The 24,284-nt window shown below is 39.4% G+C and carries 16 protein-coding genes; 10 read left to right on the top strand and 6 right to left on the bottom strand.

Going from position 1 to position 24,284, the window contains the following annotated elements:
• Positions 1–1,344, top strand: coding sequence for an NADPH cytochrome P450 oxidoreductase family protein (locus ACYQ28_RS18355; protein WP_460052580.1), 1,344 nt, complete (start codon positions 1–3; stop codon positions 1,342–1,344).
• Between the two features lie 58 nt (positions 1,345–1,402).
• Here ACYQ28_RS18355 and ACYQ28_RS18350 read toward each other — a convergent pair whose 3' ends face one another.
• The 3 genes from ACYQ28_RS18350 to guaB form a co-directional block, all read right to left on the bottom strand.
• The gene (locus tag ACYQ28_RS18350; protein ID WP_460052577.1) at positions 1,403–3,310 is read right to left on the bottom strand and encodes an acyltransferase family protein; all 1,908 of its coding nucleotides are present in this window, start codon (positions 3,308–3,310) and stop codon (positions 1,403–1,405) included.
• 1,224 nt (positions 3,311–4,534) lie between these two features.
• Entirely contained in the window at positions 4,535–6,115 is a 1,581-nt protein-coding gene (guaA, locus tag ACYQ28_RS18345; RefSeq protein WP_460052575.1) for a glutamine-hydrolyzing GMP synthase, read from the bottom strand.
• Between the two features lie 147 nt (positions 6,116–6,262).
• A complete protein-coding gene (gene guaB, locus ACYQ28_RS18340; protein ID WP_460052573.1) occupies positions 6,263–7,735 on the bottom strand; it encodes an IMP dehydrogenase in 1,473 nt (490 codons plus the stop codon).
• Positions 7,736–8,171: 436 nt separating this feature from the next.
• Between guaB and xseA the strand changes: the two genes are divergently transcribed.
• The 8 genes from xseA to ACYQ28_RS18300 all read left to right on the top strand — a co-directional run bounded on the left by xseA (position 8,172) and on the right by ACYQ28_RS18300 (position 18,807).
• Positions 8,172–9,530: an exodeoxyribonuclease VII large subunit gene (xseA, locus tag ACYQ28_RS18335; RefSeq protein ID WP_460052570.1), complete on the top strand. Its 1,359-nt coding sequence runs from the start codon at positions 8,172–8,174 to the stop codon at positions 9,528–9,530.
• Positions 9,531–9,756: 226 nt separating this feature from the next.
• Positions 9,757–10,371, top strand: a complete 615-nt coding sequence (locus ACYQ28_RS18330; protein ID WP_460052568.1) for a hypothetical protein — start codon at positions 9,757–9,759, stop codon at positions 10,369–10,371.
• A gap of 279 nt (positions 10,372–10,650) precedes the next feature.
• Entirely contained in the window at positions 10,651–11,187 is a 537-nt protein-coding gene (locus ACYQ28_RS18325; protein WP_460052566.1) for a cysteine peptidase family C39 domain-containing protein, read from the top strand.
• A gap of 531 nt (positions 11,188–11,718) precedes the next feature.
• On the top strand, positions 11,719–14,034 hold the full coding sequence (locus ACYQ28_RS18320; protein WP_460052565.1) for a winged helix-turn-helix domain-containing protein: 2,316 nt from the start codon (positions 11,719–11,721) through the stop codon (positions 14,032–14,034).
• A 1,052-nt stretch (positions 14,035–15,086) separates the two neighbouring features.
• Complete coding sequence (locus ACYQ28_RS18315; RefSeq protein WP_460052563.1) at positions 15,087–15,263, top strand: hypothetical protein; 177 nt, start codon at positions 15,087–15,089, stop codon at positions 15,261–15,263.
• Positions 15,264–16,793: 1,530 nt separating this feature from the next.
• Positions 16,794–17,438 (top strand): helix-turn-helix transcriptional regulator, encoded by a 645-nt coding sequence (locus ACYQ28_RS18310; protein ID WP_460052561.1) that lies wholly within the window; start codon positions 16,794–16,796, stop codon positions 17,436–17,438.
• A 105-nt stretch (positions 17,439–17,543) separates the two neighbouring features.
• Complete coding sequence (locus tag ACYQ28_RS18305) at positions 17,544–17,744, top strand: hypothetical protein (protein WP_460052560.1); 201 nt, start codon at positions 17,544–17,546, stop codon at positions 17,742–17,744.
• Positions 17,745–17,895: 151 nt separating this feature from the next.
• On the top strand, positions 17,896–18,807 hold the full coding sequence (locus ACYQ28_RS18300; RefSeq protein WP_460052558.1) for a hypothetical protein: 912 nt from the start codon (positions 17,896–17,898) through the stop codon (positions 18,805–18,807).
• 177 nt (positions 18,808–18,984) lie between these two features.
• Here ACYQ28_RS18300 and ACYQ28_RS18295 read toward each other — a convergent pair whose 3' ends face one another.
• Both ACYQ28_RS18295 and ACYQ28_RS18290 read right to left on the bottom strand, forming a co-directional pair.
• On the bottom strand, positions 18,985–21,486 hold the full coding sequence (locus tag ACYQ28_RS18295; protein WP_460052557.1) for an ABC transporter permease: 2,502 nt from the start codon (positions 21,484–21,486) through the stop codon (positions 18,985–18,987).
• The gene (locus ACYQ28_RS18290; RefSeq protein ID WP_460052593.1) at positions 21,483–22,187 is read right to left on the bottom strand and encodes an ABC transporter ATP-binding protein; all 705 of its coding nucleotides are present in this window, start codon (positions 22,185–22,187) and stop codon (positions 21,483–21,485) included. The genes ACYQ28_RS18295 and ACYQ28_RS18290 overlap by 4 nt, the downstream gene beginning before the upstream one ends.
• 333 nt (positions 22,188–22,520) lie before the next feature.
• Here ACYQ28_RS18290 and ACYQ28_RS18285 point away from each other — a divergent pair, with 333 nt between their 5' ends.
• On the top strand, positions 22,521–23,168 hold the full coding sequence (locus ACYQ28_RS18285; protein WP_460052555.1) for an arylesterase: 648 nt from the start codon (positions 22,521–22,523) through the stop codon (positions 23,166–23,168).
• 148 nt (positions 23,169–23,316) lie between these two features.
• Here ACYQ28_RS18285 and ACYQ28_RS18280 read toward each other — a convergent pair whose 3' ends face one another.
• Positions 23,317–23,565, bottom strand: a complete 249-nt coding sequence (locus ACYQ28_RS18280; RefSeq protein WP_460052554.1) for a hypothetical protein — start codon at positions 23,563–23,565, stop codon at positions 23,317–23,319.
• Between the last annotated feature and the right edge of the window lie 719 nt (positions 23,566–24,284).

Here is a 24,284-nt window from a genome sequence, read left to right as displayed (position 1 = left end):
ATGAATTCTGTTAAGACTAAACTCAGCCTTGACGAACAAGATAATCAGCAATATTTTTGCGCATACGCCAGCGAAAGCGGTTACAGTCAAATACTGGCCGAAAACCTCCAAAAAGACTTATCAATAGCAGGTATTGCCTGCGATTCTGTACCACTGAATCAACTCGCAGAAGTTTTCACCGCAAATAGCACAATATTTTTATTTGTGAGTACCACCGGTGACGGTGAAGCACCGTACAACGGCAATCAATTCTTAAAGCATTTAACCAAGCCAATCACTCAACAGCTTATTAGCAGTTGTAAGTTTGCCATTCTGGGCTTGGGAGATACCCGTTACCCACAATTTTGTGCCTTTGCTAAAACGGTTTATGAAGCACTCATCGAAAATAAATCTACCGTACTGTTTGAACCTATTTACGTGGATAATGGTTCATCAATCGCCGTACACAAATGGCAAGAACACATTAAAAACTTGCCCGAATTTATTGATTATCCCCAATTATTTAACAAGCAAACCGACAATGAATTGATCAAAACACAGGAAGAAACACTATTAGAGTGTAAGCTGCTATCTCGCCAGCACGTAAACATTAACAACACTAAAAATGCTATTTTTAAGCTGCAATTTAGCTGTAGTCAGAACTGGATGGCAGGCGACATTGCTCGTGTCAAAATAATCGATAAGAATCAAGCTGTTCACTTTCGTGATTACACAATCGCTAGTATCCCAGAAGAAAAGAATTTACAACTACTGGTTCGCCAGCGAAAAAACAAACATGGACAACTTGGCATTGGCAGTAGAGTATTAACCCAAGATTTAAACACAGGTGAGACGATTCAAATAGAAATCATTAACAACATTAAATTTCACCCGTCTACTCTCGACAAACCACTGATTTTAATTGGTTCCGGCAGCGGATTTTCGGGCTTAAGAGCCCACTTAAATTATCGAATGCAGCGTGGGAGCGATTCGAACAATTGGTTGATATTTGGCGAGCGATTTTATTCAAAAGATTATTTCATTAAAGAAGACATAAACACTTGGCAGGGTAACCAATGTCTCACTAAAGCACATTTAGCTTTTTCGAGAAGTACGGAACAAGAAATAATTAACGCTAAAAGTTACGATCCTACTGTAGAAATCAATACCGGTTACATCACCGAAGTTATACAAAATCAAATTTCAGACATTCAAAAATGGTTAAATCAAGGTGCTAGTATTTATGTGTGTGGCAGCCGAGAAGGAATGGGGCTAGCGGTAGACGCGGTTTTACGCGAAAAACTGGGTGATGAATTACTTGAGCAGCTTCAGAATTTGGAACGTTACCGAAAAGATATTTATTAACTCATGAATTAATTCAAGATAGTGTTGGAAACTCTGGATAAATCAGAGTTTCCTAAATTTATTGAAATTCCTCGTTTAGTCTCGCTTGAGCATTCTTGAGATTCATCGAATCTAACAAAAAATTTGCGTATGGTGTATAACCACGAACCGTAAGATGAGCATTATCCCAAATGATGGGTCCTTCCTTTACGAACAAATCACAGGTTTGTTTATTTCTATCACAAAAGAATTCGCTTTTTTCAATCCAAATTAAATCATTTTCATTATCGACAAGTGCTTTTAAACTGTCTGAAATTCTCAAGCGATCAAAACGCATGTTAGAATAGGCAAGCCTTGCAATACCTGAATCGTTGTTAATCAGCCCTTGGGTTTTAAAACTGAATGAAGAGAGATCTTCGAACATAACCGAACCCGTAATAAATACAGGTTTTTGTGAATACTGTTTAAGTGCCTTTGTAAATTTAAGGCCGTTTTTATAGGTAGACTCCTGCCATTTAGCTGTGACTAGAATCACATCAGCGACATCAATCAAGTCAAAACTCACATCTTCATCAAAACAAACCGTATCGGTATGAAAATCGGATTCGTTCATATCACGCATGCATTCATCGTCGAAATAAACTTTGCGAACACTCATACTTGGATCTTCTAAATAACTTAAAGCCAGAAAAGCATCTTCCGCGAATGAATCTCCAAAAATAAGAATATTGGTGCAACCACCGGAAATATCGCAGTAGAAATCGGTATCCGATGGATAGTATTTAACGCGATAGTTACTCACCAATGTCTTTTCAGCCTCAACATCAACCAAAGGCACGCCGCCATTTTCAACCAATCTTGTACTGAAATAAGTAAGGAAACCTTCTTTTTTATGGGCAACAAAACCAACCACAAGCGTGACCATGACGCATGAAAGTATCGCGGGATGGATAACAATTGCTTTTAATACCTGCTTATTTCGTGAAGGTTTCTCGATGTATCGGTAGCTTAAATAAGACAGCGCGACAATTAAAGGCAGGCTCAATAACTTGTAAACTGCGACATTCTCCGCATCTGCATGGTACTTAATCGCCGAAAATATTGGATTATGGAACAGATACAGTGCGTAACTTATGAGCCCAATACTCACAAGTAGACGATTGCTCAAAATAGATTTAGCAAAGGAGGTATATTTACCAAAAAATATGATCACACCCGTGCTGAATACAGGCACAAGGGTCCACCATGACGGGTGATTAATTTGTTTGGTTAAGAATATTACCGAAGCAAGTAGCGCCAAAATTGCCACCAAAACCAATGATTCTATCAAAAACTTATGGTTAAACCGAAACTGCTCGGCTCGATTGGTTTCATACACTGCTATCAATGATCCCAGTAAAAACTCCCAACCCCGGGTATGAAAAGAGTAAAAAGACAGGCTTGGATTTTGTTCAGTTAACTGTACGGCTCCGTAAAAAGATAACACTGCAAGTGAGATTAAAATCACATATTTTTGGGTAGTTTTGGCAAAAATCACCAACAAGAAAGGAAAGAAAATATAAAACTGCTCTTCAACACTCAGACTCCAAGTATGGAGCATAGGCGCATTTTGGTTAAACGGATTAAAATAATCGGTTTCTAAGTAGAAAAAATAATTCGATAAGAAGGTAAAAGTTGCCACCAAACTTTGTCCGACATTTTTTATATCTGCCGGAGAAAATGTTGATGCTATACCGATAGTTAATAAAGCTGTTGCCAATAATGGTGGAATAATTCTACGGATACGTCTGTCGTAAAATTGGATAAAAGAAAACTCGCCTTTTAAACATTGTTCATAGATTATTTTCGTTATAAGGTAACCGCTGATAACAAAAAAAACATCAACACCCAGAAAACCGCCACTAAAAAAACCAAATCCAGCATGATATAAAATCACCGGAACTATGGCTAAAGCTCTTAGTCCATCGATTTCAGCACGATATTTCAACGTATAAAGTCCTTTAATTGAAAGCAGGTCACAGTTTTAAAAGCTTTAGAATTTAATAAATTCTGGACCACCTCGTATACACTCCAGAATATTTTATGATTTCGTGTGCAGAAAAAACTGCCCGATCCCAGCGTTACAATGAGTATAACGTTGGCTTCAGCAATAATAAGCTCTTGTAATAATTAAAAAATTACAGTTTTAACTGCTAAATTCGGTTGAATCAAAATAATTGAGCGTAGGCGCTCATACAGATATCTAAATATTGTTTAAGCAGATTTATATCGACTAATAACGAAAATTTATATTCGGCACAAATACAGTTCATACTTTAAATACTCTGCCTCGTAGATACCAATCAGAGCACCTAACACCTAACTTATTTTTAAGATAAAACCAGCCCACAGTTTGTGTTACGAAAAATCTATCTTGAAGTATTTCTACACATCAAATCCACAAGTGTTAAATCGTTTCTAACAGATATCTTCTAGGTCTTTTTTAAAAATAATTGGAGCAATTTATTGTATTTTGTCATAAGAAAATTTGATAAATTTCTCGATGCTTTTTTCATGAAAAGCATCACAAATTTAGAAATTTCCATGCTGTTTAGTATCGAATAAATACTTTTTGTCGCCTAAATCAACTCTTAACTTTCAAAAAAATAACCAAGTAAATAAGTCAGAATGAATAAATTCAGGTCACCCAATATCATCAATCTAAGCCGTTAATTATCTACAACAAGTTCTATTATTTTCATAAATAACGAGCGTGGATAAATTTGGAAAATACGAAAACTTTTCGCGGCAATAGATAGGAGACTCTGATTAACCTAGATTTTTTGGCAACACAAATATGCGTAGGTAACTTCAAGAGCAGTAAGTGATTGAATTTTTCAGAAACTAAACATCTTATTTTCAGTTTCTTCTGCTGATTAAATCATGGGTAAGTCAATCAGAAGTTCTGATAGTTATTAAAAACTTCTTTCTTAACAACTTCTTTCTTAACAACTTAGGATTTGTCTGTGTCGAGGATTTTTAAGATCGGCAATAAATAAATTCGTGATTAAATTAAAACTTTTAATAAAATTTACAATTCAATCTAAGAAAAATAGAAGTAATTTTTGAAGAACATATTTATTACAGCGGGTTAAATATGTAAAAAAAGCCCATGGGTTACATGAGCTTTTTAAGAGATTTCAATAAGTTGCTTTCTGGGTTTAACGCGCTTTTATTCCCATTCAATCGTCGCCGGTGGCTTGCTGGAAATATCGTAGGTGACTCGCGACACGCCTGAAATTTCGTTGATAATTCTGCTAGAGACTTTTTCAAGCAAATCGTAAGGAAGATGAGCCCAGTGCGCGGTCATAAAATCCACAGTTTCAACGGCACGTAATGCAATAACCCATTCGTAGCGACGGCCATCGCCCACAACGCCAACGGATTTTACCGGTAAGAACACGGCAAAGGCCTGACTGGTTTTATCGTACCAACCAGAATTTCTAAGCTCTTCTATAAAAATTGCGTCGGCTTCACGCAAAATGTTTGCATATTCTTTTTTAACTTTACCGAGAATACGCACACCCAAACCTGGGCCGGGGAACGGATGACGAAAAACCATCTCGTGAGGCAAGCCAAGTTCTAAGCCAATTTTTCTAACTTCGTCTTTAAAGAGTTCGCGCAGTGGTTCAACCAGTTTTAACGCCATATCCTCTGGTAAACCGCCAACATTGTGATGGGATTTAATCACATGAGCTTTGCCGGTTTTGGCCGCGGCTGACTCGATAACATCGGGATAAATAGTGCCTTGAGCAAGCCATTTTACGTTTTCAATTTTGGCGGCTTCGTCGTCAAAGACTTCTATAAAGGTGTTACCGATAATCTTGCGTTTTTTCTCGGGATCATCAACACCGTCTAAGCGAGACAAAAATAATTCTTCGGCATTGGCGCGAATCACTTTTACGCCCATATTTTTGGCAAACATGTCCATAACCTGCTCGCCTTCGTTTTTACGTAACAGACCGTTATCGACAAAAACACAAGTTAGCTGGCTACCAATGGCTTTGTGTAAAAGTGCAGCAACTACGGAGGAGTCAACACCACCCGACAAACCGAGTAATACATTATCGCTGCCGACTTGTTCTCGCACGCGAACGATAGCGTCTTCAACGATATTTTCAGCCGTCCATAACGCATCGCAGCCACAAATTTTCAAAACAAAGTGCTCAAACAGCCGCTTGCCTTGTTTGGTATGGGTCACTTCTGGGTGGAACTGCAAACCATAAAATGGTTTTTCGATATGAACCATTCCGGCTATTGGACAGGAATCGGTGCTGGCAAAAATCTCGAAGTTTTCAGGCAAGCCAATAACTTTGTCGCCGTGGCTCATCCATACGTCCAGCAAGATATTACCGCTGTGATCGATATGATCGGAAATGTCGTGAATAAGCGCATTGCTCTTCTCGATTTTTACTTGAGCGTAACCGAATTCACTTTTGTTGGAGCCTTGAACCTTACCGCCCATCTGTTCGGCCATGGTTTGCATACCGTAGCAAATACCCAAAACCGGAACATTGAGATTGAATACCAGCTCTGGAGCTCGAGGTGAGTTTTCTGCCGTAACCGACTCGGGGCTGCCTGCGAGAATTACGCCCTTGGGGTTAAAGTGCTGGATATCTTCATCGCTCATCTCCCAAGAGTGGATCTCACAATAAACACCAATCTCTCGCACGCGACGAGCAATCAGCTGTGTGTATTGAGAACCAAAATCTAGAATCAGTATACGTTGCGAGTGAATATCTCGGTTGGTCATAGAAAAACCCCAATTACGATAACCTCAAGCACCAGTCTTGAGAGTACGTTGTGTTCAATAAACTCTTCGTGAGAAGAATTAAAATTTACGCGTTTAAAAACAAAACGGGGCCCTTGTTAGGGCCCCGATCAATCCCGAATTATATACTTATCGGCCGCCAATTGGGTAGTTCGGCGCCTCTTTAGTGATTTGCACGTCGTGAACGTGACTTTCACCCATACCGGCTGACGTTACTCGAACAAATTCTGGCTTGGTGCGCATTTCTTCGACGGTGCTCGACCCGGTGTATCCCATCGCAGAGCTCAAACCACCCATCATTTGATGAACAATAACTGACAAAGGACCTTTATAAGGAACACGGCCTTCAATACCTTCTGGAACCAGCTTTTCTACCGCGCTGCCATCTTGGAAGTAGCGATCGGAAGAACCTTGGGTTTTAGACATTGCTCCCAATGAGCCCATACCGCGATAGGATTTGTAGGTTCTGCCTTGGAACAGCTCGACTTCACCGGGCGCTTCCTCGGTTCCGGCAAACATTGATCCCATCATTACGGCACTTGCCCCAGCGACAATGGCTTTGGCAATATCTCCAGAGTAGCGAATACCGCCGTCGGCAATAACCGGTACGCCGGTGTCTTTGAGTGCTTCGGCAACATTTGCGATCGCCGATATTTGAGGAACACCCACACCACTAACAATACGAGTGGTACAAATTGAACCGGGGCCAATACCAACTTTTACGCCATCGGCACCGGCTTCTACTAGCGCTAAAGCTCCAGCTGCGGTTGCCACGTTTCCACCAATGACTTGAAGGCCCGGGTAGGTTTGCTTGATTTTTCGAACTCGGTCTAACACATTTTTTGAGTGACCGTGGGCAGTATCAACAACGATGACATCTACACCGGCATCAACAAGCGCGGCTACTCGATCATCGGTATCAGGACTGGTACCGACAGAAGCACCCACCAACAAACTCCCCTCCGCATCTTTTGCGGCATTCGGATAGGTTTCGGCCTTACTGATATCTTTAACGGTAACCAAACCGACCAGTTTAAAGTCATCATTTACGACAAGCACCTTCTCAATGCGGTACTTATGCAACAACTCACGGATCTCGTCAGATGAGGTGCCCTCTTTGGCTGTGATCAATCTTTCTTTTGGCGTCATGATGCTGGAGACCGCCGCATCCATATTGGATTCAAAACGTAAGTCTCGGCTGGTCACAATACCAACAAGATCACCATTTTCGACTACCGGTACACCAGAGATATTGTTTTCGCGAGTCAATCTGACCAATTCCCGGATGGTTGCATCGCCAGAAATGGTAATCGGATCTTTAACCACACCCGCTTCAAACTTTTTAACAGCACGCACTTCGCGAGCTTGCTGTTCAATCGTCATGCTCTTGTGAATAATACCAATACCGCCTTCTTGAGCCACTGCGATTGCTAAACGCGCTTCGGTAACGGTATCCATAGCAGCTGACACTAAAGGAATATTCAGCTGAATAGCACGGGTTAAGTTGGTTTTTAATGAAACATTCTTTGCGGTTATCTCAGAATAACCCGGAACCAATAGAACATCGTCAAAGGTTAGTGCTTCTTGACTAATACGTAACATAGAAGCTAGAACTCCTGCATGATGCGGGTTTTACAACAATGGTTATTTATTGTTCAAAATCCGCTTGGGTGAAGCTTTATATTTTTACAGCTGAAAAACAGCATATTTAAGGGCGTATTTAAAGTTCTTAGGTTTTAACCTTATTAATTAACAGAACAATTAACAGAACGTTCAACGCAGAATTCGGGTACAACACATTTAGCATTCGATGAAAGTCATTCATCTAAAAGCTTAGATAAAAAATGCCTTTTCGTCGTCATCACCTTAAATTCCTGAGCTTTCTGACAATTCGGTCAGGATGAGCTTGTGCAAGATGATGATGTCTCGAAATTAAAAACGCGCAATTATAATGATGTGGCCAGCAAATGCCTAGGATTAGCTGCGCTCTTAGAGTTTTTACTTTTAACTAAAGTCTGAACTACCCTAGAATGCGCAGATGACGACTTTTACTACTACGCAAGCCAACACCAGTACCGCCGAACGAACAGTTCTCTCGGTCAGCCAACTTAATCGTTTAGCTAAGCATACTTTAGAACAATTACCGCTATTTTGGATTGAAGGTGAAATTTCAAACCTTAGCAAACCTTCTTCTGGCCATTGGTATTTCACACTGAAAGACCAAACTGCCCAGGTTCGTTGCGCCATGTTCAAAAATAGAAATCTGGCGGTAAAGTTCAGGGTTGAGCACGGTTCTAAAGTGGTTGTTCGAGCAAAGATTAGCCTTTATGAAGGTCGCGGCGACTACCAGCTAATCGTTGAGCATATAGAAGAGGCAGGACTTGGTGATCTGCATCGTCAATTTGAACAATTGAAACAAACACTGAATACAAAGGGACTGTTCGATAGCAGCCACAAAAAGCCTCTGCCAGAATTGCCGTTGCATATTGGTGTAATTACTTCACCCACCGGCGCTGCGGTAAAAGATGTGTGCTCCGTGTTGCGTCGTAGATTCCCTTCTATTCCCGTCACGATTATTCCAACCGTGGTTCAGGGAAATGGCGCTGCGGCAGAAATAATCAAAGCGCTCTACTTAGCTCAAGATTGCGGCCTGTTTGATGTCTTATTGATCACACGTGGTGGTGGATCTCTCGAAGATTTATGGTGCTTTAATGATGAGCAATTAGCGCACGCTATTTATGACTGCCCTATTCCGATTGTTAGTGCTGTTGGTCACGAAATAGACTTTACGATTGCTGACTTTGTCGCCGACGTAAGAGCGCCAACACCGTCTGCTGCCGCAGAATTAATTTCTCCAAATCGCATCGAGTATCTCAACTATTTTTTGGGCTACCAGAAACAGTTAAGCAATGTTGTTTTAAGTGTCATCAAAGAAAAACATGCTCAAGTAAAACAACTTCGAGCGCAAATAAATCACCCCGGAGAAAAGCTCCAGAATCAATCACAACGGCTGGATCATTTAGAAATCAGAATGCAGAGCGCTCTACAGTCTCGTATTCGTTCCGAAAAACAAACCGTTGCTCAACTGGTAAAAAACTTTAAACGTATTAACTTGCATAGCGAAATTACTCGCAAACAAGAGTTGACGGCTAAGTGTTCGAAAGAATTAACTCGTAACCTAAACATTAAATTGAACAAACTAAGAACCGAGACGATAAATATTGCCCAAAGACTCAACGCCGTAAATCCTTTGGCAGTGTTAGAGCGAGGGTATTCAATGACGACATTTAGCTCGGGCGAGGTAATTACCGACAGTGAACAGGTTGCAGTTGGAGACGACGTATCGATTAAATTGGCCAAAGGAAGCATCGTCTGTACCGTCAAAACTATCGATTAGCTCTGTGCAGAAGCTTTCAATATGGGAACACTCAATACAATTAGGTCCCCAACATAGGAATCCCAGTATAGAAACCTCTTACCAATACAGTCATGATTTAACTGGGGGATGGCAATCGAAAAGCAATTTTCGAATACTTATCCAGAAAACCAAAAACTAAGCTCGATCTCTACTCTAGTGTTGTACAAAGCATCACATTATTATTCAGCAAATAAATGAGCTATTTATGCAGGATATTTGGAACAGTATTCATTGGCAACCAACCATAGGCGATCCCAGTCTGGCAGGCTGGTCAATTGCAATCCTGTACTTTATTACCGCTGCAATGTCAGTAATGGTTTATCGAAATGCCCAGTTCATTTTTACAACCCGTATTAAATCTCAAGCCCAATTATGGATGGCAATTGCACTACTTTTGTTTTTGCTGGGTATAAACAAACAACTCGATTTGCAAACGTTATTCACAGAAATAGGCAGGGCCATTGCAAAGCAAGGCAATTGGTATAAAGATAGACGATCGATTCAAATAATCTTCGTTGCGGCTGTAGCGATGCTTGGAACCATTGTAACCATAGCTATGCTGGTTGCTTACCGTAAATCGTTTAAAAATAACTATTTAGCCTTAGTAGGAATTGTTTTTTTAATATCCTACGTGTTAATACGAGCATCTTCTTTTCATCATATTGATAAACTTATTCATTCTAGACTACTAAGCCTACAATTTAATTGGCTGTTTGAATCTGTGGGAATCCTTCTAATTTTGGCGAATTCGCTATACCTGCAATACAAACCCAATAATCACTTACCTTCAAAACAACATCCAAACTCTCATCACATGTAAATAAAGGAATCTCTGATTAACCCAGAGTTTCTAGCGGCACAAGGATGTATTATCAACTTCAAGAACGGTAAGTGATTGAAATTGTGAATCGCATTTTAGATTTCCGTCCGCTGATTTAATCAGAGATGAGGAAATCAGAGGTTCCTATAGTCTCTGACACAGCCACAATTTGCCCTTAATTTTTCTGATACATTTAACAGCTTATCCAGAAGCCTAACTTTGCACACTATTAACCAAGCAAAGTATGTATAAATTGCATAGAGGCTAGCTCGCAACTTTATGATTAAAATGTTTTTAACCTGCATTCTTATTCAGCTAAGACTCGTATCTTATCGCCTGCCCTTGCTTCGTCAGAAAAAGCACTATGAGTGCGGAGTTGCATGCTTGGTTATGATGGCTTGTTACTACGGTAACTTTGTTGGGCTGCGTCGTGCACGCAAATTTTTGCAAGCCCAAGCCAACGGCCTTAGTGTGCGAGAAATTATTGAATGTTCATGCAAGTTTAAATTGATTGCCAATGTAAGAGAATTAACAGTCGATGAACTCTCGCAATTAAAAACGCCATCTGTCTTGCATTGGAACAAAAATCACTTTGTGATATTAAAATCCATCAATGACAGGGAAGCGGTCATTCACGATCCAGCGGTGGGCATTGTTAGGATAGTTAATCAAGATCTTCAAAATTATTATTCCGGCATAGTGATCGACTTTGAACCGATAAATAGTTTTGAATGTGAATACAAAAAACTTGCATTTAAAAAAACACAAAAAAGCGCTTCCCTCTTTTCCCGTCAATACCCGAATATACCCACCTAATACCAATGAGTAAGCCTAAAATGGTTAGCTCTAGAGTAACTACTCAAAAAATTACTTTTTTATCCCCTACCCAAGAAGGTCTTCAATAGTTTAGTCAAAACACGTAATCTTAAGCGCAAATCTATAGGCACGGTGTTGTTGACTTTTCTCGGACGGAATCGCGTGTACAGGCCAATTGGATCACTCATTAAGATACTAATATCGGCTTCTAAAGATTTGTAAATACCTTGTAAACTAATGAGTTAGTCGGCACGTCATAACCACCTATGATTAATCGTATTACATCACTCCTAGTTGATGTCCTAGTTTATGTTGATATATTCGATACTTCCGATAAAAGCAAATTATCAAACCAATTCCATCAATTAAGAATTAAAGCAAGCAGAATTGATAATTTTTAATTATATTTAGTACCGATTAATATAAGTTACATCACAACTGCGCTATATTAGCGTCTGAAAAGTTTCGCAGTAGTAAACGCAAGGAATAAGGGTTTATTTAAACGAGGTTATGTCAAACAAAGGCTCAGTCATGAAATTCGGTCCGTTTCACTTGGACCCAACCACCTGCATTCTCTATCGAGAAGGCACCGAGCTGGCAGTAGAACCGAAACTTCTCGAAGTTTTACTGTATTTGTTAGCCAATCGTGATAGATATGTTCCTCTATCGGAATTACATGAAGAACTTTGGGCTGGACGAATAGTAACCGACACCGCTGTAAGAAGAACCATCAGTAAGCTTCGATCAATTCTAGAAGACGACACCAATAATCCTCAGTTTATTAAATCACTGCCCAAACGCGGCTACAAAATAGTCGCAGAAATAGATTTCTGTAGTCATGCTCCGGGAACAGACGTAAAAGATGTTGATGAAACTTCCGAATTAACGTCGCAAATAGACAATAGCTCCGAAAATAAGCAACTAAGCGAAAACGAACAACTTACACAAAATAATCAACACACTGTAGACACATCAATAATTAGTGCCGCAACGCCTTCGGAACACCACCGCACTGAAGCCATCACAAAACCTCCAATTCAAAAACAAACAAATCACCTACTAGAAGCTCGTGGTGGTTTTGTAAATAACAACGCAAATAAAAAAATAAATCGTAAAAAAACGAAACTGGGAATATTTCTAGCGTTCGGTTGTGTAATTACGTTGGCGGCCATACTAATACTGGCGCAAAACTCAGAAATCATAAACCTAACGGGCAAACCCAAAGAAAAAGTCACCATCGAAACCATTGAAACTTTCCCATCTGACAAAACCTCAATGGCGGTCTCCGATGACGGCACCCAACTCGCCTTTACGGCAAGAATGTCAGAACAAATGGGTTACCAACTATTTATCAAAGACTTAAATACCGGTTATATAAAACAAATTTCAAAACCGGAAGAGTCTGTAATGAGCACAGTTTTCTTACAAGGCTCTCGTGAAATTGGCTATGTATCTTCAGAAAATGGAGGCTCCGTAATAAAGATTAAAAGTTTAGACAACGACTCCCCAGAGCCCACAAAAGAAATCTTTAAATCAGACAAACGTTTACGGCAACTAGATCACGGATTTAATGAAGATACGTTAGTAGTGACGGAACATGGTGTAGATATAGGAATTCAAAAGACCTTTAGCTTTAACCGAAATAACTCAAAGATCGCTTCTGAGATATTATCAAGTGATGCTATTGGAGCGTACAAATTTAACTGGGAATATTCTCCATCCAGATCACGGGCTTCATACTTTTCAATTAGCAATAAAACAGCATTCACGGTTACAGTTCATATCCTGGATTTAGACTCACAAACAGAAGAAATAATTGGTGAGCACGTAGTTTCTACTTTAAGTACTAACCTCATATATGACTCTGTTTGGCTAAACGATGACACTCTTATAATTAACGGGTCTCAAAAAATAATTGCCTTAGACGCAAATACCTTAGAATCTGAAGACCTAATCAAAAATGGCCGCAATCTATATCATAATGTTACACGAGCAAGTGATAATGAATTTTTAGCTATGCGTTATGAAATTCCAGAAAAATATACAGTCGGCCTAGATACCGAAACCCTTGCCGAATCAAGTCGCATTCCTGACCCACTTTATGCCGGAATTGTAGGGTTCGTGTTAGATAATGATTATTATTACATTCAAAATAACGAAGATTTTACTTCCAAGGAAATACTTAAAGTAACACCAAATAAAGAGTCAAAAATTATATATGATTCACCCAACTTAGGTTATATTTTAGGAATATCGAAAGACAATAACAAATTGATTGTCACAAAAAATAGACTAAATGACATAATTATAACTAACTTAAATACAGGAAATATAGATGCAAGTATACCAACGGAAGATAATTTAGTTTCGATACAGTTATCAACGGATAGATCAAAAATTTTCTTTACAAGCCAATTATTTGATGTCTGGCAGGCAGGCTACATTGATATAGAAAGTGGAGCATCACATATTATCGGAGAAAACATTTCCCTTATTCAAGAATCCAGCGATAAAGAAAGCTATTACATAATCAAAGCAGATCGAAGTATATATAAAACAGATAAAAACCTTAAAATATTAAAAAGTTACAGTTTAAAGATACCTTCCGAAGTTATTTTTAGATTCCGAGGAGCACAGATTAAAAGCGATATTTTAATGTGGAGCACCTACGAAGATAACAACCTCGTACTACACACATTTAATTTCTTAACTGAAAAGAAAACTTCAAAAAAACTTTCATCAATATTAACCGCCCCTTTCTTTGTACTTTCGAATGACGGGAAGAAAATATATTATCGCGATGCCAAAAGTCGTCTAGAAATTATCGATAAAATTACAATAAACTGACCACTCTTAGGTTGCCATTTTATATAACGTAAACCTTAGATTATTCAACATTCGATAATAAATTAATCTGAAATTAACTGAGCGAAAAAAAAGTTATTTTGATAAACTTCTAATATTACTTTTTATCACATAAAACAATTTACTTTGAGGTTAAAATGAAAAAATTAAGCGCTTTACTGGTGGGCCTAACTCTAACCATTAGCGGACAATGCTTTGCCGAAACATTCCAAAAAACAGATGATATAAATTTATTTGACTTGGGTATTGGACCATCAACTCAAAGTGGCTGCGAAAATACCGATTTTAGTACTTGCCCTAGCCGGCCTTAATTAAATATTTGATCTTTGCATTTACGAAAGGGAGTAAATCAGTAACACTTATTCCCTTTCATGAGCATTAAGTAATATTTAATAGGCTTAAGTTACTGAACTCCATATATTTTTTCTAAAAAACCTGTCTAACTCAGCGTTGTTTGTCGGTTTACTTCGTTCTGAAGTACTACTCCTACTCTTTAAGAAATCAGTAAAGGTTGTCTTGTTTAATTCGATTTAAACTTGCTCAAGCGGTTTTGGCTTAAAGTCACAAACTCTTAGTTCCAACAAGATATTCTGTTATTAGTTAATAATTTTCGAATAATTAATTCTTCTTGAAGAAATTCTTTTGTTTCTGAAGCCTTGCCATAATCGAATATATCCGTACAGACAATTTTTTATACGTAAAAATTGGATACAAAAATAAACTCCTATCAAAACACCAACTGACTTTTTAAATTTCTGATCTTGGCTTATCTATAACAAACTCCACTACAGTATCTTTAGACATTTAGTCACGCACCACACTTAAAAGAAATACATAATTAAGCACTTCTAACACCATAAGAATTTACCTAAAAATAAACCTATGCAGCACAATATATAACACTAAAGAATTAATTTTTAATTTTTATTTAAAAAATATTTTTATATATGAATAAAATCTTAGGATACTGTTTGATATGCAAAAAAAAATAATACTAATATGAATGTTCAATATTTATTAAACGGAGAAAAGACATGAAAAAATTGGTTTTTTTGGTGTGTTTATCAGCTATTTTTTCAAGCGCTAGCAGTTTTGCAGCAACCACTCAAAATCTAGAAACTAAAAACTGGTTCGACTTAGGAATTGGATCAGGCCCATCTACTCAGGTATTTTGTGAAGGCCCACCGGGAAGTTGTCCAGATCAACCTTAAGCTGAAGTAGCTGTCGAGAGGTATATATCAAAACCTCTCGACAAAATAGGTATCAACAAACGAGCTAGCAAAATCGAGAGAACCAACAGGCTCGATGATTTACTTGTTGATGACGAAACCCACTCAAACCTAAAGATCTGCAAGAGCGGAACGTGTCAATATAGACGACATTATCAGAAGTCGCTTTCTTCCTATTAAGAGGCAATGGAATTGCACTTTTGACGTTCATTATAGTAGTAAGAACAAACTTTTCTATTTGTCTGTGGTAATTCAAAAACCGCCATTTGACATCGCCGAGCAACTCTTACCGCTACCAAAATAACCTTCACTGGTTTCATTGATTTCAGCATAACCGACTTAATAGTGTTTAGGGAATTTACTAGTTAACAACTGTTTCCGTAGATTAAAAAATAAGCGTTAGTTTTCGGCTGTATTTTAAATATTTTCAGCGGGACTGATCAGGTGCACCAACGACAATATGCATGGCAGCCCCCATTTTGTTGTCTTGACATTAATTACTTTATCCATTCTACATAGATTTTGAAGCAGTCTCTAAAGTTATATCAGTGAAATTCAACACAAATAGAAACGACGATTCAAAAAAGGCTGAACAACGTCGATCAACTGAGGTTCACAACAGGAAAAAGCAGAGAAGAAATGAGTACAAATAACGAACAATTATTTTCAATCGAAATCGAAGTGATGTAGATCTGTTTTTCAAACACAAATTGATCAAATAATAGCCTTACAATTATTTCGGAAATTGCCAATATTGATCATTTGATAAAGCACATATTGGTAGAATTTTTTGCCGTTCTTGTATGCAACTGATCTGGAGAATTTGATTCGAACGCATATTTTATGAGCAAAATGTCGAATATGATCGGGTTAGGGAGTAGCTCTAAAAAACACAATAATTTTGGTTATAGTAGAATCTCACACAGACTGCTTTTTAACCAAATTATTAAAAAATTTCCATACTCAATAAACTCTACATATCTGTTTAGAGTAAGCCATAAAGTTGATAAGTAGAGAATGCTGGAAATTAAAAAAATTTGGAATGTCAGTTATAAAACCTATAACCTGATATTCAAAAAGTGTAATTATTACAAAAAATAATTTTAGATAATGCTGTTTATGCAGGGTTTACATAAACAAGCGGATAGAAGCCCTGTTTACAATTGAACAATATTTATACTTTTTGAACAATATTAACCCAAAAAAATTATAACCAAGCTATAACCTAAAACAAAAAATTTAATAAAATCAAAATCTTACAAGATAGCAATATAACTTTTTAGATAACTGTCAAAACTTACAAGCAAATCATCCAGTCGTTATCGCTAGTTCGCACCTACAAACGTACGATCTTTCACATCGAAGACACAACGAAAGATAGTAATAGTAGTGCTGTTCAACCACTGATAGTTTCACCCCCACTGGTAAATCTAACAGTCCTGTCTTTCTCAGTTGAGTCAAACCCAAATTAACCGCGAAAAGTAGTTTTGCGAAATCAGCGAGGTAGACGCAATGGATCAGCTAGAGAATTTTGTACGCTCGTTCGAAAAAGTTTCCGATTTGGAAGAACTCAACTCTGTGTTCAAGGATATTTGCACTCAGTTCCAGTATGTGAGTTGCGCCTTGATTAGTACGAGTGAAACAGTCGAGGAGATTAAGTCTGATCAAACTATTGGTGTGATCAGCTCGCAATTAACTCATTGGCTTACTACTCAATCTCAACACCTAATTCGTTCTTTAAACACCGGCTCGTGTCCTGTTTATTTGAAAGATGTTAAGTCCGCCATCAAGTCGCCTAATGGATTCGCAATTGCTTTAGGTGGTAGTAATTACCAACGCTCTATTGTTCTTGTTGAATTCGGCGATGAATACACTTATGAACTTATTGAGAAAGTCTCTTGGTATTGGTTGATTATTAGCCATTACGCGTTAGGCGCTTTGAGCAGATGTACTGCAAAAATGTCCGTCAACTTTACGCCTCGCGAAATTGAATGTCTTCGTTGGGTATCTAAGGGTAAAACCTCTTGGGAAGTAAGCCGCATTCTTGGAGTTAGTGAACGAACTGTTAACTTCCACATTCAGAATTGCATGAAGAAGACCAACAGTGTTAACCGTCAGCAAGCCGTTACTAAAGGTTTGATGGGCGGGATTATTTAGTTTAATGCCTTATCAATTGCGGCCTTGCTAACGATAACAAGGCTGTAATCTAAGTTTATGCTAGCTCGTTTAAACACCCATATCTCTACTCAAGGAATTTAGATTATGAATGCCAAAGTTAATTTTTCTACACACTCAGAATTTCTTGCTGCCAGAGTCGGCTTAAGTCAAACAATTACCGTTGGCCGAGCCGCTAATAAAGAAGATGATTCTAAAATATATGATCGAAGTGAAATTAAGTCTCTTGCAGCTCTTGAAAGTATTTTTTTGAGCTGTTCAAAGCCTGTTTCATCGAGCATCAAATAGTCGACCGATCAAATACCCTTCGATAACTGTTGATTACGTTTTTAAAATTTACACATGGTAACTCTGTAAGAACCACTCTGTGTATAAATAAGTAAACGAATTGCGATTATTGAATGTCTGAGGTTAGATTACTGGTTTTGAATCTGACCTGATGAATATACATACGCTTGAAAATTACACCAGTGTAGAAGCTTGGGAACACCACTGGCAAGGTATTTACCGGGCGCACTTTTTTGCGGCTCGTCAACGTTTAGACGCCGTTTACAATACACATTTTGCAAACCTAAAAGCGGTGAGTAAGCGTCACTGGCAATATCGCTCAGATATTCCGAGAGATCTTTTGGCTTTGCCTAGAAGTTTATGGGTACAAACAACCAAGTTACTTCCTATTGGTAAACATAAGTTATCTGCGCAAGCAGAATCTAAGCTCTCACAAAAAGAATTAGCCGTTCTAAAAATTATTGAAGATGAGCTGTTGCATGTTAATCAACTGCAAGAGTTGTTCTCTCAGCACTTATTAAAACACCCTTCTATCAACAAATCCGAATTATCCGAGTTAACGGCTACTCTTCGAAAGCTTCCTCCGGAACAATCAGAAGCCAATTTATTAAAAGCCATTAACCGTCTGCAAATTCCCCAAGAAGGTGGTCGCGAGTTTGTTATGTTTCTCGCAGTTGGTGTGTTGGGTAGAGGCGTTGTCGACAAGGCAGCTTTTGGTAGCGCCGCGGCTCTAGGTTCTGCCGCTGCCACGAGTGTGTATATCAGTAAACAATCTTTTCTCGCAGGACTTTGGCTATCTTGGACAGGCGTACCAGGTTGGGTATCTGTGATTGGAGCAATGGGGGGCTTAGGGTCCGCGCTTCTGATAGCACCACTGCTGTCGCCGCTTACTGAATATGGTGTCAATCGCTGGCGAGCAAAGAAAATCCTTGCCGAAATTATTGATCAAACAGAAAACCGCGCAGCTATTGCTGAAAAAGATTTAGCGACATTTGCAGGACGAGTGGGAATATACGCACAGTTGATTCCTGATTTGCTACAGGTGATTAAGCATTTGCGTTGAACAAGACTAAACGCTCTTTGGCGAACTCTCGTAACCCAGACAAAGAAAAAATACTCAAGCAAACACCGAATAGCCCAGAATCTCAGGCGACACACAGAAGTGTCGCCAATTTCAAGAACAGTAATTGATTGAAGTTATGACGAAATTGGAAATTGCATTTCAATTTCTAACCTCTGGTTAACTCTGTAGCTCTCTTAATACCAGTGCAGGCGGAACAGTTACCGTTTTACGGCAAGCAAATGCCCCCAAAAGACCAATAAAGAATGCGCCTAAGATTGGCCCAAACACCCATAACAATGGATGTATTCTGGAAGTCGCCTCAAACACTAATGATTGAAGAGCAAATAAAATAAGTTCGGCACCGAACGCAGCGAGTAAACCCGAGGCAAATCCAAGTAGGGAAAACTCCAACCATAAACTGCCGACAATTAACTTACGACCGCTGCCTAAAGCGCGCAAAATACTCGATTCGTGTAAACGTCTAGCCATACTGGCGCTGACTGCTGCAATCAATACCAAAACACCGCCGAGTAATACAACCCACAAGACCAACTCCACCCCTTGACTCACCTGCGTCACGATGGCTTTGATCCGTTCGATAATCCGATCGATTTCTATGATGACTATCGTAGGGTAACGTCGTAGAAACTCGTTAATAAACCGTTTGTCATCATTGGGCACAAAGACACTGGTAAGATAAGTAGGTGAATAGTCATCTAATGCCCCTGGTGAAAATAAAAAGTAAAAATTGGGTGTTAATGCATTCCAGTCTACTGTGCGAATACTACTAACGCGGGCCTTTAGCTCTAAACCACCCAAGCTAAAGATCAGCTCATCACCGAGCTTAATACCAATTTCTTGTGCGGTACCCGCTTCAACCGATACACCATTTTCTCCGTCAACACTCTGCCACTGATCCCACCATTGGCCTTCAATAATGTTGTTATCTGCTGCCAAAGAGTCGGTCCAACTCAGATTGAGTTCACGACGCAGCGCGTTGGAAAGATCGCGATCTTCTTCGCTAAAAGTTTCGCCGTTTTTACCCACCAAGCGACCTAAAACCATAGGATACAGCGGGTTAAATTCGAATTGCTTAGCGGTAAACTCTTCGATCAACGGTGCTCGCTCATTAGCACCAATATTTAAAATAAAATGATTCGGCGCGTTTTCTGGCAGTTGCAGGCGCCATTCATCGATAAGGCTGGTTCGAACCGTAAATAAAACCATCAGCAACATGATTCCACAGGAAAATACAACAATTTGAGTGGTGCTATGGCCAGGATTACGTTGGAGATTGGAGATTGCTAAGCGCCAAGTACTCCCCACTTTTGCGCCTAATTGACCGCTGGATCGCAGCATCGCTAGGCTTAGGCCAACCGCCACAATTAAAATGGCAATCAGTCCAACAATCACTGTTACCGTTAATTTTAGGTCTTGGCTGTAAATGGCAATTAAAAGAATCACTGCCGACAAGCCAATCAATGCGCGAGTGCGCACACTCAGCTGTTCGATGTTGATTTCTCGGCGTAATACTCGAACCGGTGAAATGGTCGGTAACGGCCAGATGGGTGGAAGTGCAAAACACAGCAAACAAATTAGACCGGTAAAAAATCCTAAGCCGTAGGCTGTCCAAGAAGCTGGCAACAACTCAACACCAAATAAAGACGACAAAGACGACGCAATTAACTGATGTAAAAACTCGCCTGTAATTAAGCCCAGCACAGAAGAGACAGCACCCAACATGAGCATTTGTGTGAAGTAAAGTTTTCTAACTTTTGGCGCTCCGGCACCTAAACTTTTTAGCAACGCAACCGTATCAACATGTTTTTCGGCAAACTGCTGGGCGGCAATGGCAATAGCAACGCCTGCTAATAACACACCGATCATTCCTGCAAGCATTAAAAAGCTTTTACCGCGATCAAGCGCAGAACCGATACTGCGTTGCGATCCTTGCAGGGTTCTGAACTGAAAATGTTCACCCAGCTCGGGCTTAATTCGTTGCTCGAATTCGTCGAGAGAACCGTCCTCACCTGCCAACAACCATTTATAAAAAATCCGACTGCCGGGTTGGATAACACCGGTTGATTCAACATCGGCGTAGTTCATCAATACTCGTGGGCCGGTAACAGAGAAACCCTGTTGCGCATCAGGTTCGTGGATAACGACCTTGCTGACTTTAAAGTCTCTGTTACCTACCGCAAGTGTATCGCCTAGTTCTATATCCAGTATGGGAAGTAATCGCGAGTCAACCCAGACCTCACCGGGCTCGGGAATACCATCGGCAAAATAAACTTCGTTGCCCAGTCCAAACGGCACGTCACTGACTTCCAAATCACCTCGAAGTGGATAGCCGGGAGCAACAGCCTTGATAGAAGCAAGCTGCATGTCATTTTCGGCAAACACCATCGAGCCAAACTGGGCGGTAAAGCTTTGCTCTAGCGGCAGATCAGACACTAAATCTTGCCACTGCTCTGGAATGGAAAATCGACCGGTAATAACTCGATCGGCTGCTAAATAAGCATTGCTCTGGCGCTGTAAAGATCGATCCATTCGATCGGCAAATACGGCGATGGCAGTAACTACAGTAACCGCCAAAACGATAGCAGCCGACAAAACTCTTAACTCACCACTTCGCCAGTGGCGCCACAGAAATTTCGCCGCCAGCTTCCAGTCACTCATTCGCTCAACTCCACTCGAATTTCATCTTCATCGACCGACAAATCGGAAGTAATGGCTCCAGCATCTATGGTGATTTGCCGTAAACAACGATTGGCAAGACGCTGCTCGTGAGTAACTAGGATTAGCGTTGTACCCTGCTCGCGGTTTAGATCAAATAGCAGCTCAATGACCGTGGCGCCGGTGACGCTATCAAGATTTCCGGTGGGCTCGTCAGCAAACAACACCTTCGGCTCACTGGCAAAAGCTCGCGCAATAGCAACGCGTTGCTGCTCTCCACCGGAAAGTTGTTTGGGATAATGGGCAACTCTGTGACCAAGTCCAACTCGTTCCAAATAATTGCGGGCACGTACCTCGGCATCAGGAGCGCCGTGCAACTCTAGCGGCAGCATTACGTTCTCAAGTGCTGATAATCCTGGTAAGAGCTGAAATGACTGAAAGACAAAACCAACTGACTCGGCGCGGACTTTCGCACGGCCTTCTTCATCCATGGCGGTTAAATCCTTGCCGTTCAGCTCAATGACCCCTGAAGTTGGAACATCAAGACCGGCGAGTAGCGCTAACAAGGTGGACTTCCCCGAACCGGAAGCGCCCACAATGGCAACGCTGGTGCCTTGTTCGACTGACAGGGATAAGTTTTCGATGATGGTTAATTGACCATCAGAGGTGGTAACAGTCTTGTTAATTTGCTGGGCTTTCAGAATACGCAAGACCGACTCCTATACGCACTAATTAATAACATTTTTAGTAATAATGACCTATTCAAAGCAAATTACTGTGACTACAGAAACATTCGCCAAGTTCTATATTTTCCTACAAGCAGCGCAAATTGAGGTTGAGCTCTCCATTTACGCATTATTATTGAGTCTATCTAGACTAGCTATCTATAAAGAACTTTCGTCTAATTCGAAAATCAGAATGAAGGAACCTCTGATTAACCCATTTACGTTGCTACAAATGCAAAAGCTCATAAACGAGTCATTCACAGGACTCAAGCAACAAATTCAGTTATCGATAACTCTAGAAATACGAACGTTATGACCAAAACTAAGACTCCCACCAGCTTAATACCGTTGCTATACAAAACCATCATTGGCGGATGGTTGATGTTGATATCGGCAATAAGCAGTGCAGAAACATTGGTAATAGTCGGCGACAGTATTAGCGCTGGTTACGGCATAAACCCCCAAAATGGCTGGGTCAGTTTATTATCGGAAAAACTTCAACTCGAAGAGTCGGGTTATCAAACAATTAACGCGAGCGTTAGCGGCAATACAACCGGCGACGGATTATCACGTTTACCCAAGCTGCTTGAAACCTACTCGCCTGAAATTGTGGTCATAGAGCTTGGAGGAAATGACGGCTTACGTGGTTATCCGCTTAAATTGATGGAAACAAACTTAACAAAAATGATTCAACAATCGAGAGATGCTGGAGCCAAGGTACTATTGTTGGGTATTGAGATTCCACCCAACTACGGGCAGCGATATACCGATGAATTTCGCAACGTCTATCAACGTGTGGCCGAAAATGAAAATGTTATTTTAGTGCCATTTATTCTGGAAAATATTGCAACGCAACCTGATTTAATGCAAAACGATGGAATTCATCCAACCGAAGAAGCTCAAGGTTTATTACTGGAAAATATTTTACCAGCATTAAAATCAGTAATAGCAATTGACTAACATCAAATATGTGCTAACGAAATAGTAAAAATATACGCTTAGCAATTTTGATATTTGAATAAATTACGGAAGAGAATTATTTTGAAAGGCGTTTTACGAGAAATAATTCAGCCCATCCATAGGCAATTTATATTCGTGCATTAATATATCAGGCAACACCTGTATACATTTGCTCATCTCTAATTCGAGAAATAACCGAATAACAGCTGTGTTCCAAAGCCCATACAAGAGTTTCTTGCCAGCGCTGTGCTTTTTCTGTATCTGAACTATAAGCCCAAAGGTCAACAACTAATGGTGTTGGTGGTTGAGAACCTTCTTGGCCACTTTCTACCCACTTGCGTTTCAAATCGATATAGATTTTATTCCACACACGTGGTTCTGGACAAATTTGCTGCATGCTGCCCTCCTATAGAAAACCGAAAGTCACAGGTTTATACAGTTGCTACAAATTGGTGGCAGGAATATTAAACGCAGTCAAAATGAAAGGAAAGAAGAAAATATGACAACAATACTTCAAAATGATGACAAAAAGTTAAACGTTCGTTCTTTATTAGATAATTAACCCATGTAAATCAATAAATTAAAAAAAAATTTGAATAAAACCTTAAAAAAGAAAGGATTTAACAAAATTCTGTGAATTTTTTATTGCAACAAAAACAGTATTTTCAATGTATACACATTTGCAATCATTATTTTATCACTAGTATTACTATTTAAATTAAATGCAGAAATTCAAATATGTTTTACCATTAATAAAATAAAAATTAACTCATTAAAAACATACAAGGGAAAAAAGTCTGATAACTACAATCGGTTTTTTTGCATTATTCGCAGCAATCAATAGAAATAAGTTATCGCCATTTTTAAGAGCCTAGTTATAAAAAACCAAGACTCTTACCACCAACAATTCATATCCGATTACCGTTACATCTATCAGTAGTTTCAGAAGGAGCTTATGATTAACTCTTTCATGAGTTAATCAAAGAGCAGAAATGGACGGTGCAATTTTCAATTGCTTTATAATCAATACGAATTGAATTATAGGAACCTCTGATTAACTCATCCATGATTTAATCAGAGGACAGAAATTGAAAATGTGATTTCCAATTTCTTCAC

This window comes from Sessilibacter sp. MAH1, from assembly GCF_054658315.1.
Note: the sequence above shows the minus strand (reverse complement) of the source record. Positions and strands in the feature narration are given on the sequence as shown.

Coding starts and splice junctions, on each gene's coding strand:
- ACYQ28_RS18355 (WP_460052580.1), top strand. CDS start 1: ATGAATTCTGTTAAGACTAAACTCAGCCTTGACGAACAAGATAATCAG.
- guaA (WP_460052575.1), bottom strand. CDS start 6,115: ATGACCAACCGAGATATTCACTCGCAACGTATACTGATTCTAGATTTT.
- guaB (WP_460052573.1), bottom strand. CDS start 7,735: ATGTTACGTATTAGTCAAGAAGCACTAACCTTTGACGATGTTCTATTG.
- xseA (WP_460052570.1), top strand. CDS start 8,172: ATGACGACTTTTACTACTACGCAAGCCAACACCAGTACCGCCGAACGA.
- ACYQ28_RS18330 (WP_460052568.1), top strand. CDS start 9,757: ATGCAGGATATTTGGAACAGTATTCATTGGCAACCAACCATAGGCGAT.
- ACYQ28_RS18325 (WP_460052566.1), top strand. CDS start 10,651: ATGATTAAAATGTTTTTAACCTGCATTCTTATTCAGCTAAGACTCGTA.
- ACYQ28_RS18320 (WP_460052565.1), top strand. CDS start 11,719: ATGAAATTCGGTCCGTTTCACTTGGACCCAACCACCTGCATTCTCTAT.
- ACYQ28_RS18315 (WP_460052563.1), top strand. CDS start 15,087: ATGAAAAAATTGGTTTTTTTGGTGTGTTTATCAGCTATTTTTTCAAGC.
- ACYQ28_RS18310 (WP_460052561.1), top strand. CDS start 16,794: ATGGATCAGCTAGAGAATTTTGTACGCTCGTTCGAAAAAGTTTCCGAT.
- ACYQ28_RS18305 (WP_460052560.1), top strand. CDS start 17,544: ATGAATGCCAAAGTTAATTTTTCTACACACTCAGAATTTCTTGCTGCC.
- ACYQ28_RS18300 (WP_460052558.1), top strand. CDS start 17,896: ATGAATATACATACGCTTGAAAATTACACCAGTGTAGAAGCTTGGGAA.
- ACYQ28_RS18295 (WP_460052557.1), bottom strand. CDS start 21,486: ATGAGTGACTGGAAGCTGGCGGCGAAATTTCTGTGGCGCCACTGGCGA.
- ACYQ28_RS18285 (WP_460052555.1), top strand. CDS start 22,521: ATGACCAAAACTAAGACTCCCACCAGCTTAATACCGTTGCTATACAAA.
- ACYQ28_RS18280 (WP_460052554.1), bottom strand. CDS start 23,565: ATGCAGCAAATTTGTCCAGAACCACGTGTGTGGAATAAAATCTATATC.